General features: G+C 62.2%; 18 protein-coding genes, 1 pseudogene and 1 riboswitch. Of the genes and pseudogenes, 17 read left to right on the top strand and 2 right to left on the bottom strand.

Annotation, left to right across the window (positions count from 1 at the left end; genetic code table 11):
- Window positions 1-420 precede the first annotated feature (420 nt).
- From G394_RS21265 to G394_RS0114070, 17 genes are all read left to right on the top strand, one after another.
- Entirely contained in the window at window positions 421-822 is a 402-nt protein-coding gene (locus tag G394_RS21265; protein WP_156902624.1) for a hypothetical protein, read from the top strand.
- A 78-nt stretch (window positions 823-900) separates the two neighbouring features.
- Window positions 901-1,074: a hypothetical protein gene (locus G394_RS21260; protein ID WP_156902623.1), complete on the top strand. Its 174-nt coding sequence runs from the start codon at window positions 901-903 to the stop codon at window positions 1,072-1,074.
- Between the two features lie 92 nt (window positions 1,075-1,166).
- A complete protein-coding gene (locus G394_RS19380) occupies window positions 1,167-1,772 on the top strand; it encodes a hypothetical protein (RefSeq protein ID WP_051307218.1) in 606 nt (201 codons plus the stop codon).
- Window positions 1,773-1,973: 201 nt separating this feature from the next.
- A riboswitch (cyclic di-AMP (ydaO/yuaA leader) is annotated at window positions 1,974-2,104 on the top strand.
- Between the two features lie 381 nt (window positions 2,105-2,485).
- Window positions 2,486-2,881: an NADH-quinone oxidoreductase subunit A gene (locus tag G394_RS0114135; protein WP_028578209.1), complete on the top strand. Its 396-nt coding sequence runs from the start codon at window positions 2,486-2,488 to the stop codon at window positions 2,879-2,881.
- Window positions 2,845-3,378: an NADH-quinone oxidoreductase subunit B gene (locus G394_RS0114130; protein ID WP_028578208.1), complete on the top strand. Its 534-nt coding sequence runs from the start codon at window positions 2,845-2,847 to the stop codon at window positions 3,376-3,378. The genes G394_RS0114135 and G394_RS0114130 overlap by 37 nt, the downstream gene beginning before the upstream one ends.
- Window positions 3,375-3,851 carry an NADH-quinone oxidoreductase subunit C gene (locus tag G394_RS19375; protein WP_051307217.1) on the top strand — a complete coding sequence of 159 codons (477 nt, stop codon included), beginning with the start codon at window positions 3,375-3,377 and terminating at the stop codon, window positions 3,849-3,851. The genes G394_RS0114130 and G394_RS19375 overlap by 4 nt, the downstream gene beginning before the upstream one ends.
- Entirely contained in the window at window positions 3,851-5,005 is a 1,155-nt protein-coding gene (locus G394_RS0114120; protein ID WP_028578207.1) for an NADH-quinone oxidoreductase subunit D, read from the top strand. The genes G394_RS19375 and G394_RS0114120 overlap by 1 nt, the downstream gene beginning before the upstream one ends.
- Window positions 5,002-5,964 carry an NADH-quinone oxidoreductase subunit NuoH gene (nuoH, locus tag G394_RS0114115; RefSeq protein WP_028578206.1) on the top strand — a complete coding sequence of 321 codons (963 nt, stop codon included), beginning with the start codon at window positions 5,002-5,004 and terminating at the stop codon, window positions 5,962-5,964. Before G394_RS0114120 ends, nuoH begins: the two co-directional genes overlap by 4 nt.
- A gap of 10 nt (window positions 5,965-5,974) precedes the next feature.
- On the top strand, window positions 5,975-6,484 hold the full coding sequence (locus G394_RS19370; protein WP_043776083.1) for a 4Fe-4S binding protein: 510 nt from the start codon (window positions 5,975-5,977) through the stop codon (window positions 6,482-6,484).
- A gap of 2 nt (window positions 6,485-6,486) precedes the next feature.
- Window positions 6,487-6,990, top strand: a complete 504-nt coding sequence (locus G394_RS0114105) for an NADH-quinone oxidoreductase subunit J family protein (protein ID WP_028578205.1) — start codon at window positions 6,487-6,489, stop codon at window positions 6,988-6,990.
- A complete protein-coding gene (nuoK, locus tag G394_RS21255) occupies window positions 6,987-7,295 on the top strand; it encodes an NADH-quinone oxidoreductase subunit NuoK (protein ID WP_028578204.1) in 309 nt (102 codons plus the stop codon). The genes G394_RS0114105 and nuoK overlap by 4 nt, the downstream gene beginning before the upstream one ends.
- Complete coding sequence (locus tag G394_RS0114095; protein ID WP_028578203.1) at window positions 7,296-8,774, top strand: monovalent cation/H+ antiporter subunit D family protein; 1,479 nt, start codon at window positions 7,296-7,298, stop codon at window positions 8,772-8,774.
- 2 nt (window positions 8,775-8,776) lie between these two features.
- Window positions 8,777-9,037 (top strand): hypothetical protein, encoded by a 261-nt coding sequence (locus tag G394_RS0114090; protein WP_043776079.1) that lies wholly within the window; start codon window positions 8,777-8,779, stop codon window positions 9,035-9,037.
- Complete coding sequence (locus tag G394_RS0114085; RefSeq protein WP_028578201.1) at window positions 9,027-10,805, top strand: Na(+)/H(+) antiporter subunit D; 1,779 nt, start codon at window positions 9,027-9,029, stop codon at window positions 10,803-10,805. The genes G394_RS0114090 and G394_RS0114085 overlap by 11 nt, the downstream gene beginning before the upstream one ends.
- 23 nt (window positions 10,806-10,828) lie before the next feature.
- Window positions 10,829-12,364, top strand: coding sequence for a complex I subunit 4 family protein (locus G394_RS0114080; protein WP_028578200.1), 1,536 nt, complete (start codon window positions 10,829-10,831; stop codon window positions 12,362-12,364).
- Window positions 12,361-13,764, top strand: a complete 1,404-nt coding sequence (locus G394_RS0114075; protein WP_028578199.1) for an NADH-quinone oxidoreductase subunit N — start codon at window positions 12,361-12,363, stop codon at window positions 13,762-13,764. The genes G394_RS0114080 and G394_RS0114075 overlap by 4 nt, the downstream gene beginning before the upstream one ends.
- A 53-nt stretch (window positions 13,765-13,817) precedes the next feature.
- Entirely contained in the window at window positions 13,818-15,446 is a 1,629-nt protein-coding gene (locus G394_RS0114070; RefSeq protein WP_028578198.1) for an L-lactate permease, read from the top strand.
- A gap of 151 nt (window positions 15,447-15,597) precedes the next feature.
- Here G394_RS0114070 and G394_RS0114065 read toward each other — a convergent pair whose 3' ends face one another.
- Window positions 15,598-16,248 (bottom strand): SLC13 family permease, encoded by a 651-nt coding sequence (locus G394_RS0114065; protein WP_028578197.1) that lies wholly within the window; start codon window positions 16,246-16,248, stop codon window positions 15,598-15,600.
- 12 nt (window positions 16,249-16,260) lie between these two features.
- Window positions 16,261-16,635: pseudogene (locus tag G394_RS21445) on the bottom strand (IS1634 family transposase); the annotation flags it as partial.

The following is a 16,635-nucleotide window of genomic DNA, read 5'->3' as shown; positions in this document are numbered from 1 at the left end:
TCATACAAAATCTGGGGGATGGTCGCTCCTTTTTCGGCTTCCCTTGTGGGGCACAATAAGCGCTCCGCGATGAGCTAAAAAGGGTAAGACGGCTGCATGGCGGCATGCTCCTGGCCGTCCCGATGTGGTTTCAGCTTCTGGCTGTCATGTGCGTCTTCGCCATGTACTCTCTTCATGAACCGCTCGTGCCGGAAGTGCTTCCTCAGCAGGCATCGCTCCGCGGTGACATGCTCTTCTGATGTCCAGTCCCGCGCGCAGCCTCACCGGCCGGGGTTTCCGCGCCGCCCACGCCTTGCCGGCCGGGCGGACAATCCGTTCTTGTCAGACAACCTTCCGCGCTGTAACGTACCCCTCGAAGTCGACCGCGGGCATTCCGCCCGGCGGCACGCCCGGCCCCATCCGGAACGGCAAGGGAGATCGATGCCCATCCGCCCCGCCAATCAGCCCAGGGCGGCCCATGACGTGACCCACGACATGCGCCGCGTTCTCCGGCTGGTCATATCCTTGCTACTGGTGTTCTGCACACCGTCGGTAGTCCACGATTATGGCATTGCTTCCGTACCTTCTTTTGAGCAAAGATCCAAGACGGATCATTTTGCCCCCAGCATCGCTGAGTCGACAATCGGATCTGTCGACCTTGTGCAGAGGACAAACCCCAAATCTTCAGACAGAACATTTTGCGACGCCGTAATTCCCGATCAAGTCCCGATCGTTTCGATCCTATTCCTTACATTTTCAGTTTTTGAAGCCATTGATCGCTTTGTCCGAAAAATTGGCTTCAAAGCTATTTCCAGCCGCGCGCCTCCTCGTTCCATATTCTAAAATAAGCGTTCCGTTTTTTACCACCGATGCTGATTGATGTCGGTGGTGAACCTTATTTCATTGAATGAAGGAGGCTTTATGCCAAAAGACAGCACTCCGCGCCACGATTGTGCCTCCTCGCCTGTATCAGGCCAGGAAGTCGACTACACCCCCAAGAATTACAGTTTTCGCGAAAGCATCCCGACATTGCTGAAATTCATGGCTATTGCCGGGTTTATCTTCTTCGTATTCTGGTTTTACGAATCACGTTAGTCTGAAAAAATCGATTTGAGATCTCTTATTCCTTGCGGGGGACATTATCTCCCGCAAGGATATCGCAAAAATTCAAAAGAGAGAGACTGACAATGATTTCGCAAAAACAGACGGCCATACACTGGAACTACTTTATTGCTCTTGAGAATGATATTTTACAACTCTCCAGATTTTTGGAAATTTCCGAGCCAAACTTTTCGAGTTATTCCATAGAGCTTGGCCGCATACTTTTTGCATCCGCCTCAGAAATTGATGTTGTCGCAAAAAAATACTGCAATACCATAGAAAACAAATTATCTGCAGACAATATCGGAAATTACAAAGCAATTATCACGAAGCATCATCCCGAATTCAGCGCGGTCAAGGTGCATATGCCAAGACTCGGCTTGACCTTGACACCGTGGAACAAATGGAGGGTTGACACGCAACCGCTTTGGTGGAGGGCATATACAAAAGTGAAGTATGAACGCCAAGAACACTTCGCTGAAGCCAACCTCAAAAATGCGCTCAATGCGGTGGCAGCTCTCTACGTTCTTCAAATTTTCTTGTACAGAAAAGAAGCGGAAGCAGGGGAACTCAGCCCGAACCCGCAGCTTTTTCTCATTGGCGAACCGTTCACTCTTGAAACTTTCAGGTGCAGCCTTGAAAGACCATTCGTCTACAAATTTGTCTCTGAAAGCCCAAAGTCGACAGGGTGAACCCACCATTATTGTTCGCATAGCGGCACAGATATCGACAAAAGGCAAGCAAGACACCCCAAGAACTGGCCACAAATTGATCACTTGTTCAACAGCGCAGTGGGATATAACATTATATTCAATTATTTCAATCGGAAATTTATATTCGTACTACGTATGCATCAATATTATTTGACTTTCAAAAACACCAAATCTATGTGACTCACAACACTGCTGAGTTCCGCCGATGGCGGAAGCGGGGGACCCAATTCTTTGGGGCGAATCGCACATGCGTAGGGTACCTTTCGACCCGAGCCCGTCAGCTAACCTCGTAAGCATCGAAAGGAGACCTCCCTTTGGCGTGAGGCCTCCTCATGATTCATGCCTCTTTTTTTTGGGGGGGGTTATTTATGTGTCGTCCCATCCGCAAAGCCTCGCGGCTTTCTCGCGGCGTGAACAGCATCCAGTTCCGCTCGCGTCTACATTTCACAACATCGTTTACTGCCGTTTTGACCGCTCATTACGGCATCATCGACACTCCTTCACCGCCTTTACTCTGAAAAAGGACTGTCACGGCTTTCCGTCATGACAGTCTTTCCTGCGTTCTAGCGAACACATCCTTCGGCATATCAGGCAGTTCAGGACCCGGGACATCCCGCGTGGGGAATAGCTGTAGCCGTATTTGTCTGTAATAACCTGTTTTTATTGATTCATTCAAACAGAGGTGGTCTCCTATGGTCTTCAGCTGGATGAACGTCTCGATCCTGGCATTCTTGGCGGCCGGGCTGGCATTTGCCCTCGGGCCCATTGTCGTGTCCCTCCTGCTGGCCCCGAAGGCCAGAGGGGGCGCCTTCGCCGAGTCCTACGAATGCGGCATTCCGGTGCACGGACGGCAGGCATGGGTGCAATTTGGCCTGACCTTCTACTTCTATGCCCTCATCTTCCTCGCCTTCGACGTCGACGTCCTCTACCTCTTCCCGGTGGCCGCCATGTACCCAGACACCGCCGGGTGGCTCCCCTTCTGGCAGGTCCTCGTCTTCATTGCCGTGCTCTTCGCCGCGATCTTCTATTTTTCCAGCAAAGGAGTGTTCTCATGGCCCAGACGAATCCGCGTATCGCCCCGGCGGTAACAGACCTCGAACCGCCGCTGCTCAACCTGAAGCCCGCGCAGCAAGTGCTCGACATCTGCCGGGCCATGTCGCTGTGGCCCATGACCTTCGGCCTGGCCTGCTGCGCCATCGAGATGATGGCCGTCGGCATGGCCCGTTTCGACATTTCGCGCTTCGGAGCCGAAGTTTTCCGGCCCTCACCGCGCCAGTCGGACCTCATGATCGTGGCCGGCACCGTGACGCGCAAGATGGCCCCGGCCCTGGTCCGCCTGTACGAGCAGATGCCGGCGCCCAAGTACGTCATCGCCATGGGCAACTGCGCCATCTCGGGTGGCCCCTTTGCCGGAGAGCACAACTACAACGTGGTCGAAGGCGTGGACACGCTCGTGCCCGTGGACGTCTATGTCCCCGGCTGCCCGCCGCGCCCCGAGGGACTGCTGGAAGGGCTCTTCCTCCTGCAGGAGAAAATCACCGGAAAACGCTGGTGGCCCGAGGCCATGGGAGGGATCGAGCCATGAGCGCACATTTTCTCCAGAATCTCCCCTGCCTCTTCGCCGCCGCCCAGGATCCGCTCAAGACGGGCCTGACCTTTTCCGTCCTGATCCCGCCGGACAAGGTTCGGGAGGCCGCCAGGCTCTGCCGCGAAAAGGGCTATCACATCGAGGACGTGACCGTGTCCGAAGTGCGGGAAGGCACCTTGGTGCTCTATCACTACGACCACTTCGACCGCCCGGGGCGCATCTGCTGCATGGCCGTCAGCCCCGACAACTCCATCAATTCCATCGCCGACATCTTCGCCGGCGCGGACTGGCACGAGCGGGAATGCTTCGACTTCTACGGCACGGTTTTCAACGGGCACGACAACCTGCTCCCCCTGCTCCTGCCGCCCGACGCCCCGACGCCCCCGCTCAGGAAACCGGATCAGGGCAAAATCCCCCTGGCCACGCTCTTTCCCTGGGCCCAGGCCCCGACAACCCCTGAGGAGGCATGATGTTCACCAAGGAACAGATCGCCGAGCGCGGATTCTACACGCAGCACTTCGAGCAGGGGAAACAGGACAACACCCTCATCCTGAACATGGGACCCCAGCACCCTTCGACCCACGGCGTCCTGCGCGTCATGCTGGAGATCGACGGCGAGTACATCCTGCGCGCCGACCCCGTGCTCGGATACATCCACCGCATGCACGAGAAGATGGCGGAAGGGAAAACCTACGCCCAGTTCATCACCAACATGGGCCGCGTGGACTACCTGCACGCCCTGGCCTGGAACTGGGCATTCGTGGGCGCGGTGGAAAAACTCGGCGACACCCCGCCCACGCCGCGGGCCGAGTACCTGCGCGTCATCACCTGCGAACTGAACCGCATCTCCTCGCACCTGCTCTGGTGGGGCGCCTACCTCCTGGACCTGGGCGCCTTCACCCCCATCCTCTACGCATTCGACGACCGCGAGGAGCTCCTGGACATCCTCCAGGACATGACCGGCTCCCGCCTGACCTACGCCTCCTTCACCTTCGGGGGCGTGGTCGCGGACATGAGCGACGAGCTGAAGGAGCGCATCATCCGCTTCATCGCGCGGCTGCGCGACCGTCTGCCCATGTACAAGTCCCTGGTCACGGACAACTTCATCCTCCTCGGCCGGGTCGAGGACATCGGGCACATCCCCGTGGACATGGCCGTGCGCTACGGCGCCACGGGCCCGGTCCTGCGCGGCAGCGGCGTGGCCTACGACGTGCGTCGGGCCGAGCCCTATTCCGTCTATCCGGACCTGGATTTCACCATCCCCACCAGCCCTCGCACCGACGCCCTGGGGCGCTACCTGGTGCGCATGCAGGAGCTCGAACAGAGCCTGAACATCGTCGAACAGGCCGTGGCCCGGATCCCCGAAGGCGACATCCAGGCCAAGATGCCCAAGAAGCCGAAAGTCCCGGCCGGCGAGGTCTACTTCGCCGTGGAAGGGGCGCGGGGCAAAATCGGCTGTTACCTGCAGAGCGACGGCGGAGGGAGCCCCTACCGCGTCAAGCTGCGCGCCCCGAGCTTCTCGAACCTGAGCCTTTTCGCGGAACTGAGCCAGGGCACGCTCCTGGCGGACGCCGTATCCATCCTGGGCAGCCTTGACCTCGTCATCCCGGAGATTGACCGATGATCGACCCGCAACTCCTGCGCATCCTCGTGGCACTGGTGGGCATCCTGGTCTTCGTGGCCCTGAACGCCCTGGCCCTGGTCTATGCCGAGCGGAAAATCGCCGGCCATGTCCAGCGCCGCCCCGGCCCCTACGAAGTGGGCCCCCACGGCATACTCCAACCCCTGGTGGACGGCCTGAAGCTCATGGGCAAGCAGCTGACCACGCCCAAGGACGCCGATCCGGTCATCTTCTGGCTGGCGCCCATCATGTGCTTCATGCCCGTGGCCCTGTGCATGCTTCCCATCCCCTTCGGCCCGAACCTGGTGGCCCTGAAGCTCGACCTGGGCATCGTGCTCATCCTGGCCTTCGCCGGTTTCGGCGTGCTCTCGCTGTGCCTGGCCGGCTGGGGCTCCAACAACAAGTGGAGTCTCCTTGGCGCGGCCCGCTCCGTGGCCCAGAACGTGGCCTACGAGATTCCCCTGCTGCTGTCCGTGCTCTCGGTCGCCTTCATGACCGGCAGCCTGGACCTGGCCACGATCTCCGCCGGGCAGGGCGCCCTGCCCTGGCAGTGGAACGCCCTCATTAACCCGCTGGGGTTCATCATCTACTTCATCTGCGCCCTGGCCGAGACCAACCGCGCTCCCTTCGACCTCCCGGAGGCGGAAAGCGAACTGACCGCGGGCTTCCACACGGAATACTCGGGCATGGGCTTCGGCCTCTTCTTCATGGCCGAGTACGCCAACATGGTCGTGGTCTGCTCCGTGGCCACCGTGCTCTTCCTGGGCGGCTGGAACGGCCCCTTCGCCCCCGGCTGGTGGTGGTTCCTGCTCAAGATGTACGCCCTCATCTTCCTGATCATCCAGATCCGCTGGACCTATCCCCGGGTGCGCTTCGACCAGCTCCTGAACCTGTGCTGGCGGTGGCTCGTGCCCCTGGCCCTCGTGAACCTGGTTTACGTCACCATCATCGTCAAACTCTAGGAGGCGTCGCGTGTACAGACTCGAAGAAATCAAGCGCGCGGCCCAGGGCATGTGGTCCCTCGTCGTCGGCCTGAACATCACCGGGAAATACTTCCTGCAGCCCAACGTGACCATCCACTACCCCCGTCAGGAAGTGGACAATCTGGCGACGTTCCGGGGCCACATCGAGCTAGTCCCCGAGGACGGCGACCCCCTGACCCCGCGCTGCATCTCCTGCGGCACGTGCGCCAAGGCCTGCCCCTCGGGCTGCATCACCGTGACCAAAAAGAAAGCCCCCGCGCCCACGCCCGAGGAAGTCGAGCAGGGCGTCAAGCCCAAGGCGCCCAAGGACCCCGAAACCTTCCGGCTGGACTTCACCCTCTGCTCCCTGTGCGGGCAATGCGTGATGTCATGCCCCGCAAGCGCCATCCGCTTCTCGCAGAACATCAACATTGCGGGGTATTCACGGCAGGATTTCCAGTTCGACCTCGTCGCCCGGCTGCGCTCACGGCTGCCCAAACACGTCAACAAGGCGGAATGATTATGGAAACACTCGCATTTCTCGCCTACGGCCTGTACCTGGCCATCATCGTCGGCGGCGGGTTCGTGGCCGTGACCAACCCGAACCTGGTCCGGGCCCTGGTCGGTCTGGTGGCGGCCATGTTCGGCGTCGCCGGCATGTATTTCCTCATGAATGCCCCCTTCGTGGGCCTCATGCAGCTGCTCATCTACGTCGGGGCCATCAGCGTCCTGATCTTCTTCGCCATCATGCTGACCCGCCCGCCGGCGGGCGGCGAGGAGCAGACCCCGTCCCGGCGCAGGCCCATGGCCTTCCTGGCCGCGGCCGCACCCGTGGCCCTGCTGGGGGCGGTCTGCTTCAAGGCTTTCAAGCAGACCGTGGACGTGCCCGCCGAAACGGGCGTCAAGGAACTGGGGCAGGGACTCCTGGGCACCTACGGGCTGGCCTTCGAGCTCATTTCCGTGGTGCTCCTGGTGGCCATGGCCGGGGCCGTCCTGCTTGGCTTCAAACGGAGGGAGGAGGCATGAACTCGCTCTTTCTCTTTCATCTGGCGGGGCTTGCGCTCCTGGGTCTGGGCCTTTTCGGCCTCGTCCAGCGCAAAACCCTCGTGGGCATGCTCATCAGCGTCGAGCTGCTCCTGAACGGCGCGGGCCTGTCCATCGTCGCCTCGGCCAAGCTGACCCCGGCCGATGACGTCCTCGGCCAGCTGTCGTCGCTTTTGATCATGGGGCTGGCCGCCGCCGAGGCGACCCTGGTCCTGGCCATCATCCTGGTTGTGCTGCGGCGCTTCGGCTCCGTGGAAACCGACACCATCGCCACACTGAGGGACTAAATGGACACACCGGCACTCCTCATCCCCCTCATCGTCACGGGCCTGGCCCCCCTGGGCATCTGGATATTCCGCAAAACCCCGAACACCCGCGAAGCGGTCTCCTTCGTCGCCGCGGCCCTGACCTTCGGCTTCATGCTCTCCCTCGTCCCGGGCGTGCTCGGCGGCGAGATCAAAACCCTGACCGTCTTCACCCTGCTGCCGGGCATCACCGTCAAGCTCTGCGCCGACGGGCTGACCATGATCTTCGGCATCGTGGCCAGCTTCCTGTGGTTCCTGGCCACGAGCTACAACATCGGCTACATGCGCGGCCTGAACGAGCACGCCCAGACGCGCTACTACTTCTGCTTCGCCATCGCCATCTTCGGCGCGGTGGGCGTGGCCATGAGCGCGAACATCTTCACGCTCTACCTGTTCTACGAGATCATCTCCATCTTCACGTACCCGCTGGTCGCGCACCATCAGGACGAAGAAGGATTCAGCGGCGCACGCAAGTACATGGTCTACCTCATGGGCACGTCGAAGCTCTTCCTGCTCCCGGCCATGGTCCTGACCTACGTCATCTGCGGCACCCTCGATTTCCAGCTCGGGGACGTGGTCAAGGGCATCTTCCCGGCCGACGCCGACCCCTTCCTGGTGCAGCTGACCTACGTGCTCTACATCGCAGGTCTCGCCAAGGCGGCGCTGATGCCCTTCCACAACTGGCTGCCCTCGGCCATGGTCGCGCCCACGCCGGTCTCGGCCCTGCTGCACGCCGTGGCGGTGGTCAAGGCGGGCGTCTTCTCCGTCAGCCGGATCATCCTGTCGGGCTTCGGCCTTGAGACCATGAACGCCTTGAACCTGGGCATCCCCACGGCCTACCTGGCCGCCTTCACCATCGTGGTGGCGTCCATCATCGCCCTGACCAAGGACGACCTCAAGGCCCGGCTGGCCTACTCCACCGTCAGCCAGCTGTCCTACGTCATCATCGGCGTGACCATGCTCACGCCCGACGCGGTCACGGGCGGCCTGGCCCACATCGCGCACCACGCCTTCTCCAAGATCACCCTCTTCTTCGCGGCCGGCGCCATCTACGTGGCCACGCACAACAAGAAGATCAGCCTCATGGGCGGGTTCGGGCGCAAGATGCCCATCACCTTCGCCATGTTCTCCCTGGCCTCCCTGTCCATGATCGGCATGCCGCCGGTCTGCGGGTTCGTGTCCAAATGGTACCTGATCAACGGGGCCATGCAGGCCCACCAGATCATCATTCTCTGCGCGCTCCTCGGCAGCACGATCCTCAATGCCGGGTACTTCACCCCGATCATCTACCGGGCTTTCTTCATGGCCCCCGACCCGACGGTCGACTACGACCACTACTCCGAAGCCCCCATGACCATGGTCATTCCCCTGACCATCACGGCCTGCATCAGCGTGCTGCTGGGTTTCTATCCGCAGCTCTTCTTCGGTTTCATCAACATTTTCACGGGATTTCGAGGGTAGCCATGGAAACAAGCACGCTTGGCGAACTTCTGGGCAAGGCCCGTCAAAACCTCGGCTTCTGGAAAAAGGTCATGTACGGGATCATGGTCCTTCTGGTCGGACTGAACGTCCTCATCTATTCCCACCACCCGCACTTCGCCGGTGAGGATAAGCCCGGATACTGGGCCGTGTTCGCGCTCGTCGCCACGGTCGCCATGGTCCGGATCTGCAAGGGGGCCGCCCACGCCTTCCTGGGCAAGAAGGAGGGCTACTATGACCGCTAGCTTCCAGCACCCCTCCGTCCCGTTCCTGATCGCGGCGCTGCTCATCCCGCTCATCAGGACCGACAAATACCGCTGGCTCCTGCCCATCCCGGCCCTCATGGCCGTGGCATCGGTGCTGACCATGCCGACGGGCACGCACGGGGTCATCCACTACCTCGGGCAGATTCTGACCATGGGCAGGGTGGACACGCTGTCCATCGTCTTCGCCCACGTCTTCGCCATCCAGTCGGTCATCGGGTTCATCTACGCCCTGCACCTCAAGGACAGGGCCCAGCACGTGGCCGCCAACCTGTACGTGGCGGGCGGCTTCGGCTGCGTCTTCGCCGGCGACTACCTGACCCTGTTCCTCTTCTGGGAGTTGATGAGCATCGCCTCGACCATGCTCATCTGGCTGAACCGCGCCCCGCGCTCGACGGCGGCGGGTTTCCGCTACTTCCTGTTCCACACCCTGGGCGGGCTCATGCTCCTGGCGGGCATGCTGATCCGGCACCAGGCCACGGGCAGCTTCGCCTTCGAGGCCATCATCCCGGCCTCGGCCCAATGGTACGACTACCTCATCCTGGCCGGGTTCTGCGTCAACGCCGCCGTCGTGCCCCTGCACGCCTGGCTGCCCGACGCCTACCCCAAGGCGACCATCACCGGCGCGGTGTTCATGTCGGCCTACACGACCAAGACGGCCGTGTACGTCCTGCTGCGCGGGTTCTCCGGCTTCGAGGTCCTGGCCATCGGCGGGACCATCATGGCCATCTACGGCGTCTGCTACGCCACCATCGAGAACAACGCCCGGCGCATCCTGTCCTACCACATCGTCTCGCAGGTCGGGTACATGGTCGCCGGCATCGGCATCGCCTCCCAGCTGACCCTGAACGGCGCCTGCGCCCACGCCTACGCCCACATCATCTACAAGGGCCTGCTGTTCATGACCACGGGCGCGCTGCTCTACGCCACGGGCACGGCCAAACTGTCCGAGCTCGGCGGCCTGGTCCGCCGTCTGCCCTGGGTCTTCGTGCTGTACATGGTCGCGGCCGTGTCCATCTCGGGCATGCCGCTCTTCTCGGGCTTCGTGTCCAAGACCATGGTCATCGCCGGAGCCGCCGAGGCGCACCGCACCTGGCTGGCGCTGGGGCTTGAACTGGCCTCCATCGGCACATTCCTGTCCGTCGGCCTGAAGCTCCCGTACTTCGCCTTCTACGCCAAGCCCGACGACATGACCCGGCCCATCACCCCCATCCCGGCCAACATGTACGTGGCCATGGGCCTGGGCGCGGCATTGTGCTTCATCATCGGCATCCAGCCACACCTGCTGTACTCGCTGCTGCCCTTCGAAGCCGACTACGTGCCCTACACGCCGTGGCACGTGCTCCAGATCTCCATCCTGCTCGGCTTCACGGGCCTGGGCTTCTCACTCATGGTGGGGCGCCTGACCCCGGCGGCCAAGCAGAACCTGGACTTCGAGTTCTTCTACATCTGGATCGGCAGGATCTTCCTGTTCTTCTGCCAGTACCCCTTCGCCGTGGTCGACGCCTGGTGGAGCGAAATCTACCGGAAGGTCGGCCTGGGCGGCCTGTTGGAACGCGCCAAGGAAGCCAACTACTGCGATCAGCTCGTCATCGACGGCATCCTGGACGGCAGCGCCCTCGGCGTGCGCGGCATCGGCCGCCATACGGCATCGACGGTCAACGGCAAGCTGCAGGACTACATCGGCGGCGCGGTGATCCTGGCCTTCGGCATCGGCGCCGCGGCGATGCTCTTCACCCTGCTCCGCTAACCCCGAAACAAGGACTGACCAACATGACAGCATCATCCTTTCCGGTCCTGAGCGCGCTCATCTTCTTCCCCCTGGCGGCGTCCCTGGCGCTGCTCGCGGTGAAGGGCGAAGAGGCCATCCGCAGGCTGACCCTGGTCGCGGGGCTGGCGGAGATCGCGCTGGCGCTCCCGCTGGCCGGTTTCGATCTCGCCTCGGGCGGGTTCCAGTTCGTGGAGAAGGCATCCTGGGTGCCGCAGTGGGGTTTGACCTACCATCTCGGCATCGACGGCATCAGCCTGCTCATGATCATGCTGACCGTGGCCCTCCTGCCGCTGTGCGTGCTCTGCTCCTGGCACTACATCTCCAAGCGCATCAAGGAGTTCCACATCGTCCTGCTGCTCATGACCTCGGCCTGCGTCGGCGTCTTCGCGGCCCTGGACTTCGTGCTCTTCTACCTCTTCTGGGAAGCCATGCTCGTGCCCATGTACCTGCTCATCGCGGTCTGGGGCGGCCCCAACAAGCGCTACGCGTCCATCAAGTTCTTCCTCTACACCCTGGCGGGGTCGACGCTCCTGCTGGTGGCCATCATCGCGTTCTATGCCGCGGGCGGAACCTTCTCCATCCCGGAACTGATGACCAAGACCTTCAGCCCCAGGCTGCAGTTCTGGGCCTTCCTGGCCATGGCCCTGGCCTTCGCCATCAAATGCCCCATGTTCCCCTTCCACACCTGGCTCCCGGCCGCCCACGTCGAGGCGCCCACGGCGGGGTCGGTCCTGCTGGCCTCGGTGCTCCTGAAGATGGGCACGTACGGCTTCCTGCGCTTCTGCATGCCCCTGACCCCGGACGCCTGCGTGACCTTCGCCCCGCTCATGATCGCCCTGTCCCTGGCCTCCATCCTGTACGGAGGCGTCATCGCCCTCGGGCAGAAGGACATGAAGAAGCTCATCGCCTACTCGTCCGTGGGCCACATGGGCTTCGTGACCCTGGGCATCTTCCTCTTCAGCCAGCGCGGCGTGGAAGGGGCGGTCATGCAGATGCTCAACCACGGCATCACCACCGGCGGCCTGTTCATGCTCGTCGGCGCGGCCTACGAGCGCAGCCACAGCCGCGAGATCAGCGAAAACATGGGCCTGGGCAAATACCTGCCGGCCTACATGTTCTTCTTCGGGCTCTTCTCCCTGTCCTCCCTGGGCTTCCCGGGCACCAACTCCTTCGTCGGCGAGGCACTGGTCCTGGTGGGCGCGTTCCAGGAGAGCCTGCTGGTCGGCGGCCTGGCCATCCCCGGCGCCATGCTCGCCGCGGCCTACATGCTGCGCCTGCTGCAGAAGCTGGCCTGGGGCGTACCGAGCAAAGGCGCAAAATTCACCGACCTGTGCCCGCGTGAATGGATCTACCTCGCGCCGCTGGCGGTCTTCGTGCTCTACATCGGCCTGGCCCCGACCATGACGCTCAAGGTCATGGACCCGTCCATCGACAAACTGCTCACGGATTTCTCGGCCAGGACCGAGGACGCGGCTACCGCCAGGCCCATCAACCTGGCCCATACCCCGTTGATGAACGGCAAGGAGGCAAACCAATGACCCTCGCGCTTCTCCCTGAAATCCTGCTTCTGGGGCTGATCGTCCTGATTTTCTGCCTAGTGGTCGCGAAACCGGGCAAGGATGTGGCCGGAACCTGGCTCCCCGTCGGCTGCCTGGCCGTCCTGGCCGCTGCGGGGGCGAGCCTCGGCCAGTCGGCCCTGCTTTTCGGCGGCACCTACCAGGTGGACCCCCTGTCCCAATTCATGAAAATGGCCGTGGCCCTGGGTCTGTTCATCGCCGTGACGAACTCCAGGGGCCAGGCGACGCTCAAAGACGAGATGCGCGCGGATTATTCCATGCTGCTGTGTCTGTCGGCATGGGGCCTGATGCTGCTAGCCAGTTCCGTGGAACTCATGACCATCTACATCTCCCTTGAAATCTCCTCCTACGCCCTCTACGCCCTGATCCCCCTGCGGGCTGGCGACAAGCGCGCAGCCGAGGCCGGGATCAAGTACGTGCTCTTCGGCGCTGCGGCCACGGCGGTCTCCCTGTACGGGTTCGCCTACATCACCGCGGCCCAGCACACGACATTCCTCGCGGAGCTCACGACCAGACAGTGGGACTTCGCCACCAACCCCGGCGCCCTGGTCGGCCTGATCATGTTCATGGCCGGGTTCATGTACAAGCTGGCCCTGTTCCCCTTCCACTTCTGGTGCCCGGACGTCTACCAGGGCACGAGCAACGAGACGGCGGCCTACGCCGCGACCCTGCCCAAGCTCGGGGCCGTGGTCGTCCTGGTCCGCCTGGCCTCCCTTCTGGTGCCGGGTCAGCCGGGCATGACCATCCTGGCCATCCTGGGCGCGGTGTCCATGACCTTCGGCAACCTCTCGGCCCTGGTCCAGGACGACGTGAAGCGCATGCTCGGCTACTCCTCCATCGCCCACGCCGGATACGTCATCATCGGCCTCGTGGCCGGGACCGCCGAAGGACTGGCCTCGGCCTCGTTCTACGCGCTGGTCTACATCCTCATGAACCTGACCTGCTTCTGGGTCGTCTGCCATCTCTCCAAGGACGGCCGGAACATGAGCTACGCGGACCTGGACGGACTGCATCAGCGCAGCCCGGTCTTTGCCTTCGTCCTGGCCGTGGCCGCGTTCTCCCTGGTCGGACTGCCGCCCACAGCGGGCTTCATGGGCAAGCTCTTTCTGCTCACCGCGGCCTGGGGCCGGGGCTACGACTGGCTGGTCATCATCGCGGCCCTGAACACGGCCATCTCCATCTATTTCTACCTGAGCCTGGTCCGCCATGCCTACACGCATGACCCATCGTCCGCGTCCGAGAGCAAAAACAGCGGCCTGGCCCTCGGCACACTTTTCGCGGCCGTTCTCCTGGCCCTCGGCATCCTGCCGGGCCCCGTCTACGAGTTGGCCGCGCAGGCCGGAAAATCGCTTTTGCCGTAACAGCTCTTTTTTGGGGATAATTCGGCACAACCTTTAACGCATTTGGAGCTTCTATGAATTGGATTCAGGTTTATGACCCCTTTAACAGTATTGTGGGATCTGCCCTTGTTGCGGCAATTCCGCTTTACATCCTCTTTTTCATGCTTGCGGTGAAAAGAGCAAAAGGGCATTTCGCCGCTGGCCTGGCCGTGCTCGGCGCCCTGATCGTGGGCGTGGCGGTCTGGGGCATGCCCGTCCAGCTGGCCGCCTCATCCTTTCTCTACGGCGCCGGGGTCGGCATCTTCCCCATCGTCTGGATCGTCGTCACCGCCATCTGGGTCTACAACATGACCGTCGAGAGCGGACAGTTCGAGATCATCAAGAGCTCCCTGGCCACCATCACCGAGGACCGGCGCCTGCAGGCCATCTTCATCGCCTTCGCCTTCGGCTCCTTCATCGAGGGCACGGCAGGCTTCGGCACGCCCGTGGCCATCACCGCCGCCATGCTCGTCGGCCTGGGCTTCAACCCCCTCTACGCCGCCGGCCTCTGCCTCATCGCCAACACCGCTCCCGTGGCCTTCGGCGCCTTAGGGATCCCGATCATCGCCGTGGCCGAACTGACCAAGCTCGATGTCATGCACATCAGCGCCATCACCGGCCGCCAGCTGCCCTTCCTGTCCATCATCGTGCCCCTGTGGCTGTCCGTGACCATGTGCGGCTTCAAGCGCTCCATGGAAGTGCTCCCGGCCTGCATCGTGGCCGGCCTGTGCTTCGCCACGACCCAGTTCGTGACCTCCAACTTCGTCGGCCCCATGCTCCCTGACGTCCTCTCGGCCATCGCCACCATCGTCGGTCTGGGCATGTTCCTCAAAGTCTGGCAGCCCAAGAGCATCTGGCGCTTCCCCAACGAGCCCGCCTCCACCGGCAAGGCCGTCTGCAACTACTCCCAGAGTGATGTCATCCGCGCCTGGATGCCCTGGGTCATCCTCGCCGCCATGGTCTTCATCTGGGGCCTCAAGCCCGTGCAGGACATGATGAAGTCCACGGTCATCACCTTCGCCTGGCCGGGCCTGGATTCCCTGATCAGCAAGACCGTGCCCGTCGTGGCCCAGGACACCGTCTACAAGGCCATGTACAAGTTCAACTACCTGACCTCCCCCGGCACCGCCGTCCTCATCGCCGGCATCCTGTCCCTGGCCGTGCTGCCCAAATACGGCGTCGGACGCGCCGTGTCCTGCTTCGGCAAGACCGTGGTGCAGCTGCGCTTCCCCATCGTGACCATCGCCATGATCGTGGGCCTGGCCTACCTCATGAACTACTCCGGCATGAGCTCCACCCTGGGCCTGGCCTTTGCCCAGACCGGCCACTTCTTCCCGCTCTTCTCGCCGGTCATCGGCTGGCTGGGCGTGTTCCTGACCGGCTCCGACACCTCGTCGAACCTGCTCTTCGGCAACCTGCAGATGACCACCGCCCAGCAGATCGGCGTGTCCCCGGAACTGTGCGTGGCCGCCAACTCCTCCGGCGGTGTCACCGGCAAGATGATCTCCCCGCAGTCCATCTCCGTGGCCACGGCCGCGGCCAACATGGTCGGCGAGGAAGGCAACCTCTTCCTCTTCACCCTGAAGCACTCCATCGCGATGATCATCTTCGTCAGTGTGCTGACATATCTCCAGGCCTACCCCCTGAGCTGGATGCTGCCCTAGCCCCCCGGCATCGGACGATGCCTGGAGGCTTCGGAACGCCTGCTCCCTCCCCCTCCCTGGGCCGCCTGCTTTCCCACAAGGCAGGCGGCCTTTCTCGTCGCGCCGGCGTCCGGCAAGCAGTGACGGCTCGCGGCCCTGTTGCGCGCACCCCTCACAACGGCCAGAATATGAGCAGCAGCGGAAGGCTTACGGACAGGACGAGAACGTCCATCGGCAGCCCCATGCGCCAGTAGTCGCCGAAACGAAAACCCCCGGGGCCGAGGATCAGGGTGTTGTTCTGGTGTCCGATAGGGGTCAGGAAGGCGCAGGAAGCCCCGATGGCGACCGCCATGAGAAACGTGTCCGGGTTCACGCCCAGCCTGAGCGCTGCGCCCAGCCCGACGGGAGCCATCACGGCCGCGGTGGCGGTGTTGTTCATGAAATCGGTCAGCACCATGGTCGTGGCCATGATCACCGCCAGGCCGACAAAGGCATTTCCCTGCGCCATGGTGTCCAGCAGCAGGCGCGCGATCAGGTCCGCCAAGCCGGTGCTCTGCATGGCGCCCGCTACAGGCAGAAGCGCCCCCAACAAGATGACCACAGGCCAGTCGACCGCCTCGTAGACAGTGCGCAGCGGGACGGTCCGCAGCGCCATGGACGCCAGCACTCCGCCAGCGAAGGACACCGCGGCGGGAAGCAGGTCCAAGGCGGCCACGCCAACCGACACCCCGAGAATGCCCGCAGCCAGCAGGGCCTTCCGCTTGTCCGGGATGTTCAGCAGGAGTTTCGAAAGTTTTTGATCAAATGAGTCGATTATTCCCAACAATACAGCATATTAGCTCTTGATTTTCTGTAAGACCCCACGCTCGACTTCATAGCCGAACGCAGTCAGGACCCTGGCCTGATCCTGTGTTGGCTCCTCAATCATCCGCCATGCCTTTTCCTTCTCTCCGTTCCAGCACAGACACGAGTGCAGATTGCGCATGAGGTCCATGGTCCGTTGGGCGGTCATGTGGATGCCGGCGTCTTCCAGCTTCAATTCGATCAGACGCAGATACGCCAAGGCTATGATGCAGCTCAGGAAATGGCACTTGATTTTCGAATCGGTCCAGTGCCGTATCGGGAACATGCTGATCAGGTCATCGTCCTTGGTCTGACGGAACGCCTGCTCCACGATGTATCTGTCCAGGCTGGCCTGGACGATCTCGTC

The organism is Desulfomicrobium escambiense DSM 10707 (genome assembly GCF_000428825.1).
GTDB classification, from domain to species: Bacteria; Desulfobacterota; Desulfovibrionia; order Desulfovibrionales; family Desulfomicrobiaceae; genus Desulfomicrobium; species Desulfomicrobium escambiense.
The sequence above is the reverse complement of the archived record's forward strand: the minus strand, read 5'-3'. Positions and strand labels throughout refer to the sequence as shown.

Coding starts and splice junctions, on each gene's coding strand:
- G394_RS0114070 (WP_028578198.1), top strand. CDS start 13,818: ATGAATTGGATTCAGGTTTATGACCCCTTTAACAGTATTGTGGGATCT.
- G394_RS0114120 (WP_028578207.1), top strand. CDS start 3,851: ATGTTCACCAAGGAACAGATCGCCGAGCGCGGATTCTACACGCAGCAC.
- nuoK (WP_028578204.1), top strand. CDS start 6,987: ATGAACTCGCTCTTTCTCTTTCATCTGGCGGGGCTTGCGCTCCTGGGT.
- G394_RS0114085 (WP_028578201.1), top strand. CDS start 9,027: ATGACCGCTAGCTTCCAGCACCCCTCCGTCCCGTTCCTGATCGCGGCG.
- G394_RS21265 (WP_156902624.1), top strand. CDS start 421: ATGCCCATCCGCCCCGCCAATCAGCCCAGGGCGGCCCATGACGTGACC.
- G394_RS0114105 (WP_028578205.1), top strand. CDS start 6,487: ATGGAAACACTCGCATTTCTCGCCTACGGCCTGTACCTGGCCATCATC.
- G394_RS19380 (WP_051307218.1), top strand. CDS start 1,167: ATGATTTCGCAAAAACAGACGGCCATACACTGGAACTACTTTATTGCT.
- G394_RS0114130 (WP_028578208.1), top strand. CDS start 2,845: ATGGCCCAGACGAATCCGCGTATCGCCCCGGCGGTAACAGACCTCGAA.
- G394_RS0114090 (WP_043776079.1), top strand. CDS start 8,777: ATGGAAACAAGCACGCTTGGCGAACTTCTGGGCAAGGCCCGTCAAAAC.
- G394_RS0114095 (WP_028578203.1), top strand. CDS start 7,296: ATGGACACACCGGCACTCCTCATCCCCCTCATCGTCACGGGCCTGGCC.
- G394_RS0114135 (WP_028578209.1), top strand. CDS start 2,486: ATGGTCTTCAGCTGGATGAACGTCTCGATCCTGGCATTCTTGGCGGCC.
- G394_RS0114075 (WP_028578199.1), top strand. CDS start 12,361: ATGACCCTCGCGCTTCTCCCTGAAATCCTGCTTCTGGGGCTGATCGTC.
- G394_RS19375 (WP_051307217.1), top strand. CDS start 3,375: ATGAGCGCACATTTTCTCCAGAATCTCCCCTGCCTCTTCGCCGCCGCC.
- G394_RS0114080 (WP_028578200.1), top strand. CDS start 10,829: ATGACAGCATCATCCTTTCCGGTCCTGAGCGCGCTCATCTTCTTCCCC.
- nuoH (WP_028578206.1), top strand. CDS start 5,002: ATGATCGACCCGCAACTCCTGCGCATCCTCGTGGCACTGGTGGGCATC.
- G394_RS21260 (WP_156902623.1), top strand. CDS start 901: ATGCCAAAAGACAGCACTCCGCGCCACGATTGTGCCTCCTCGCCTGTA.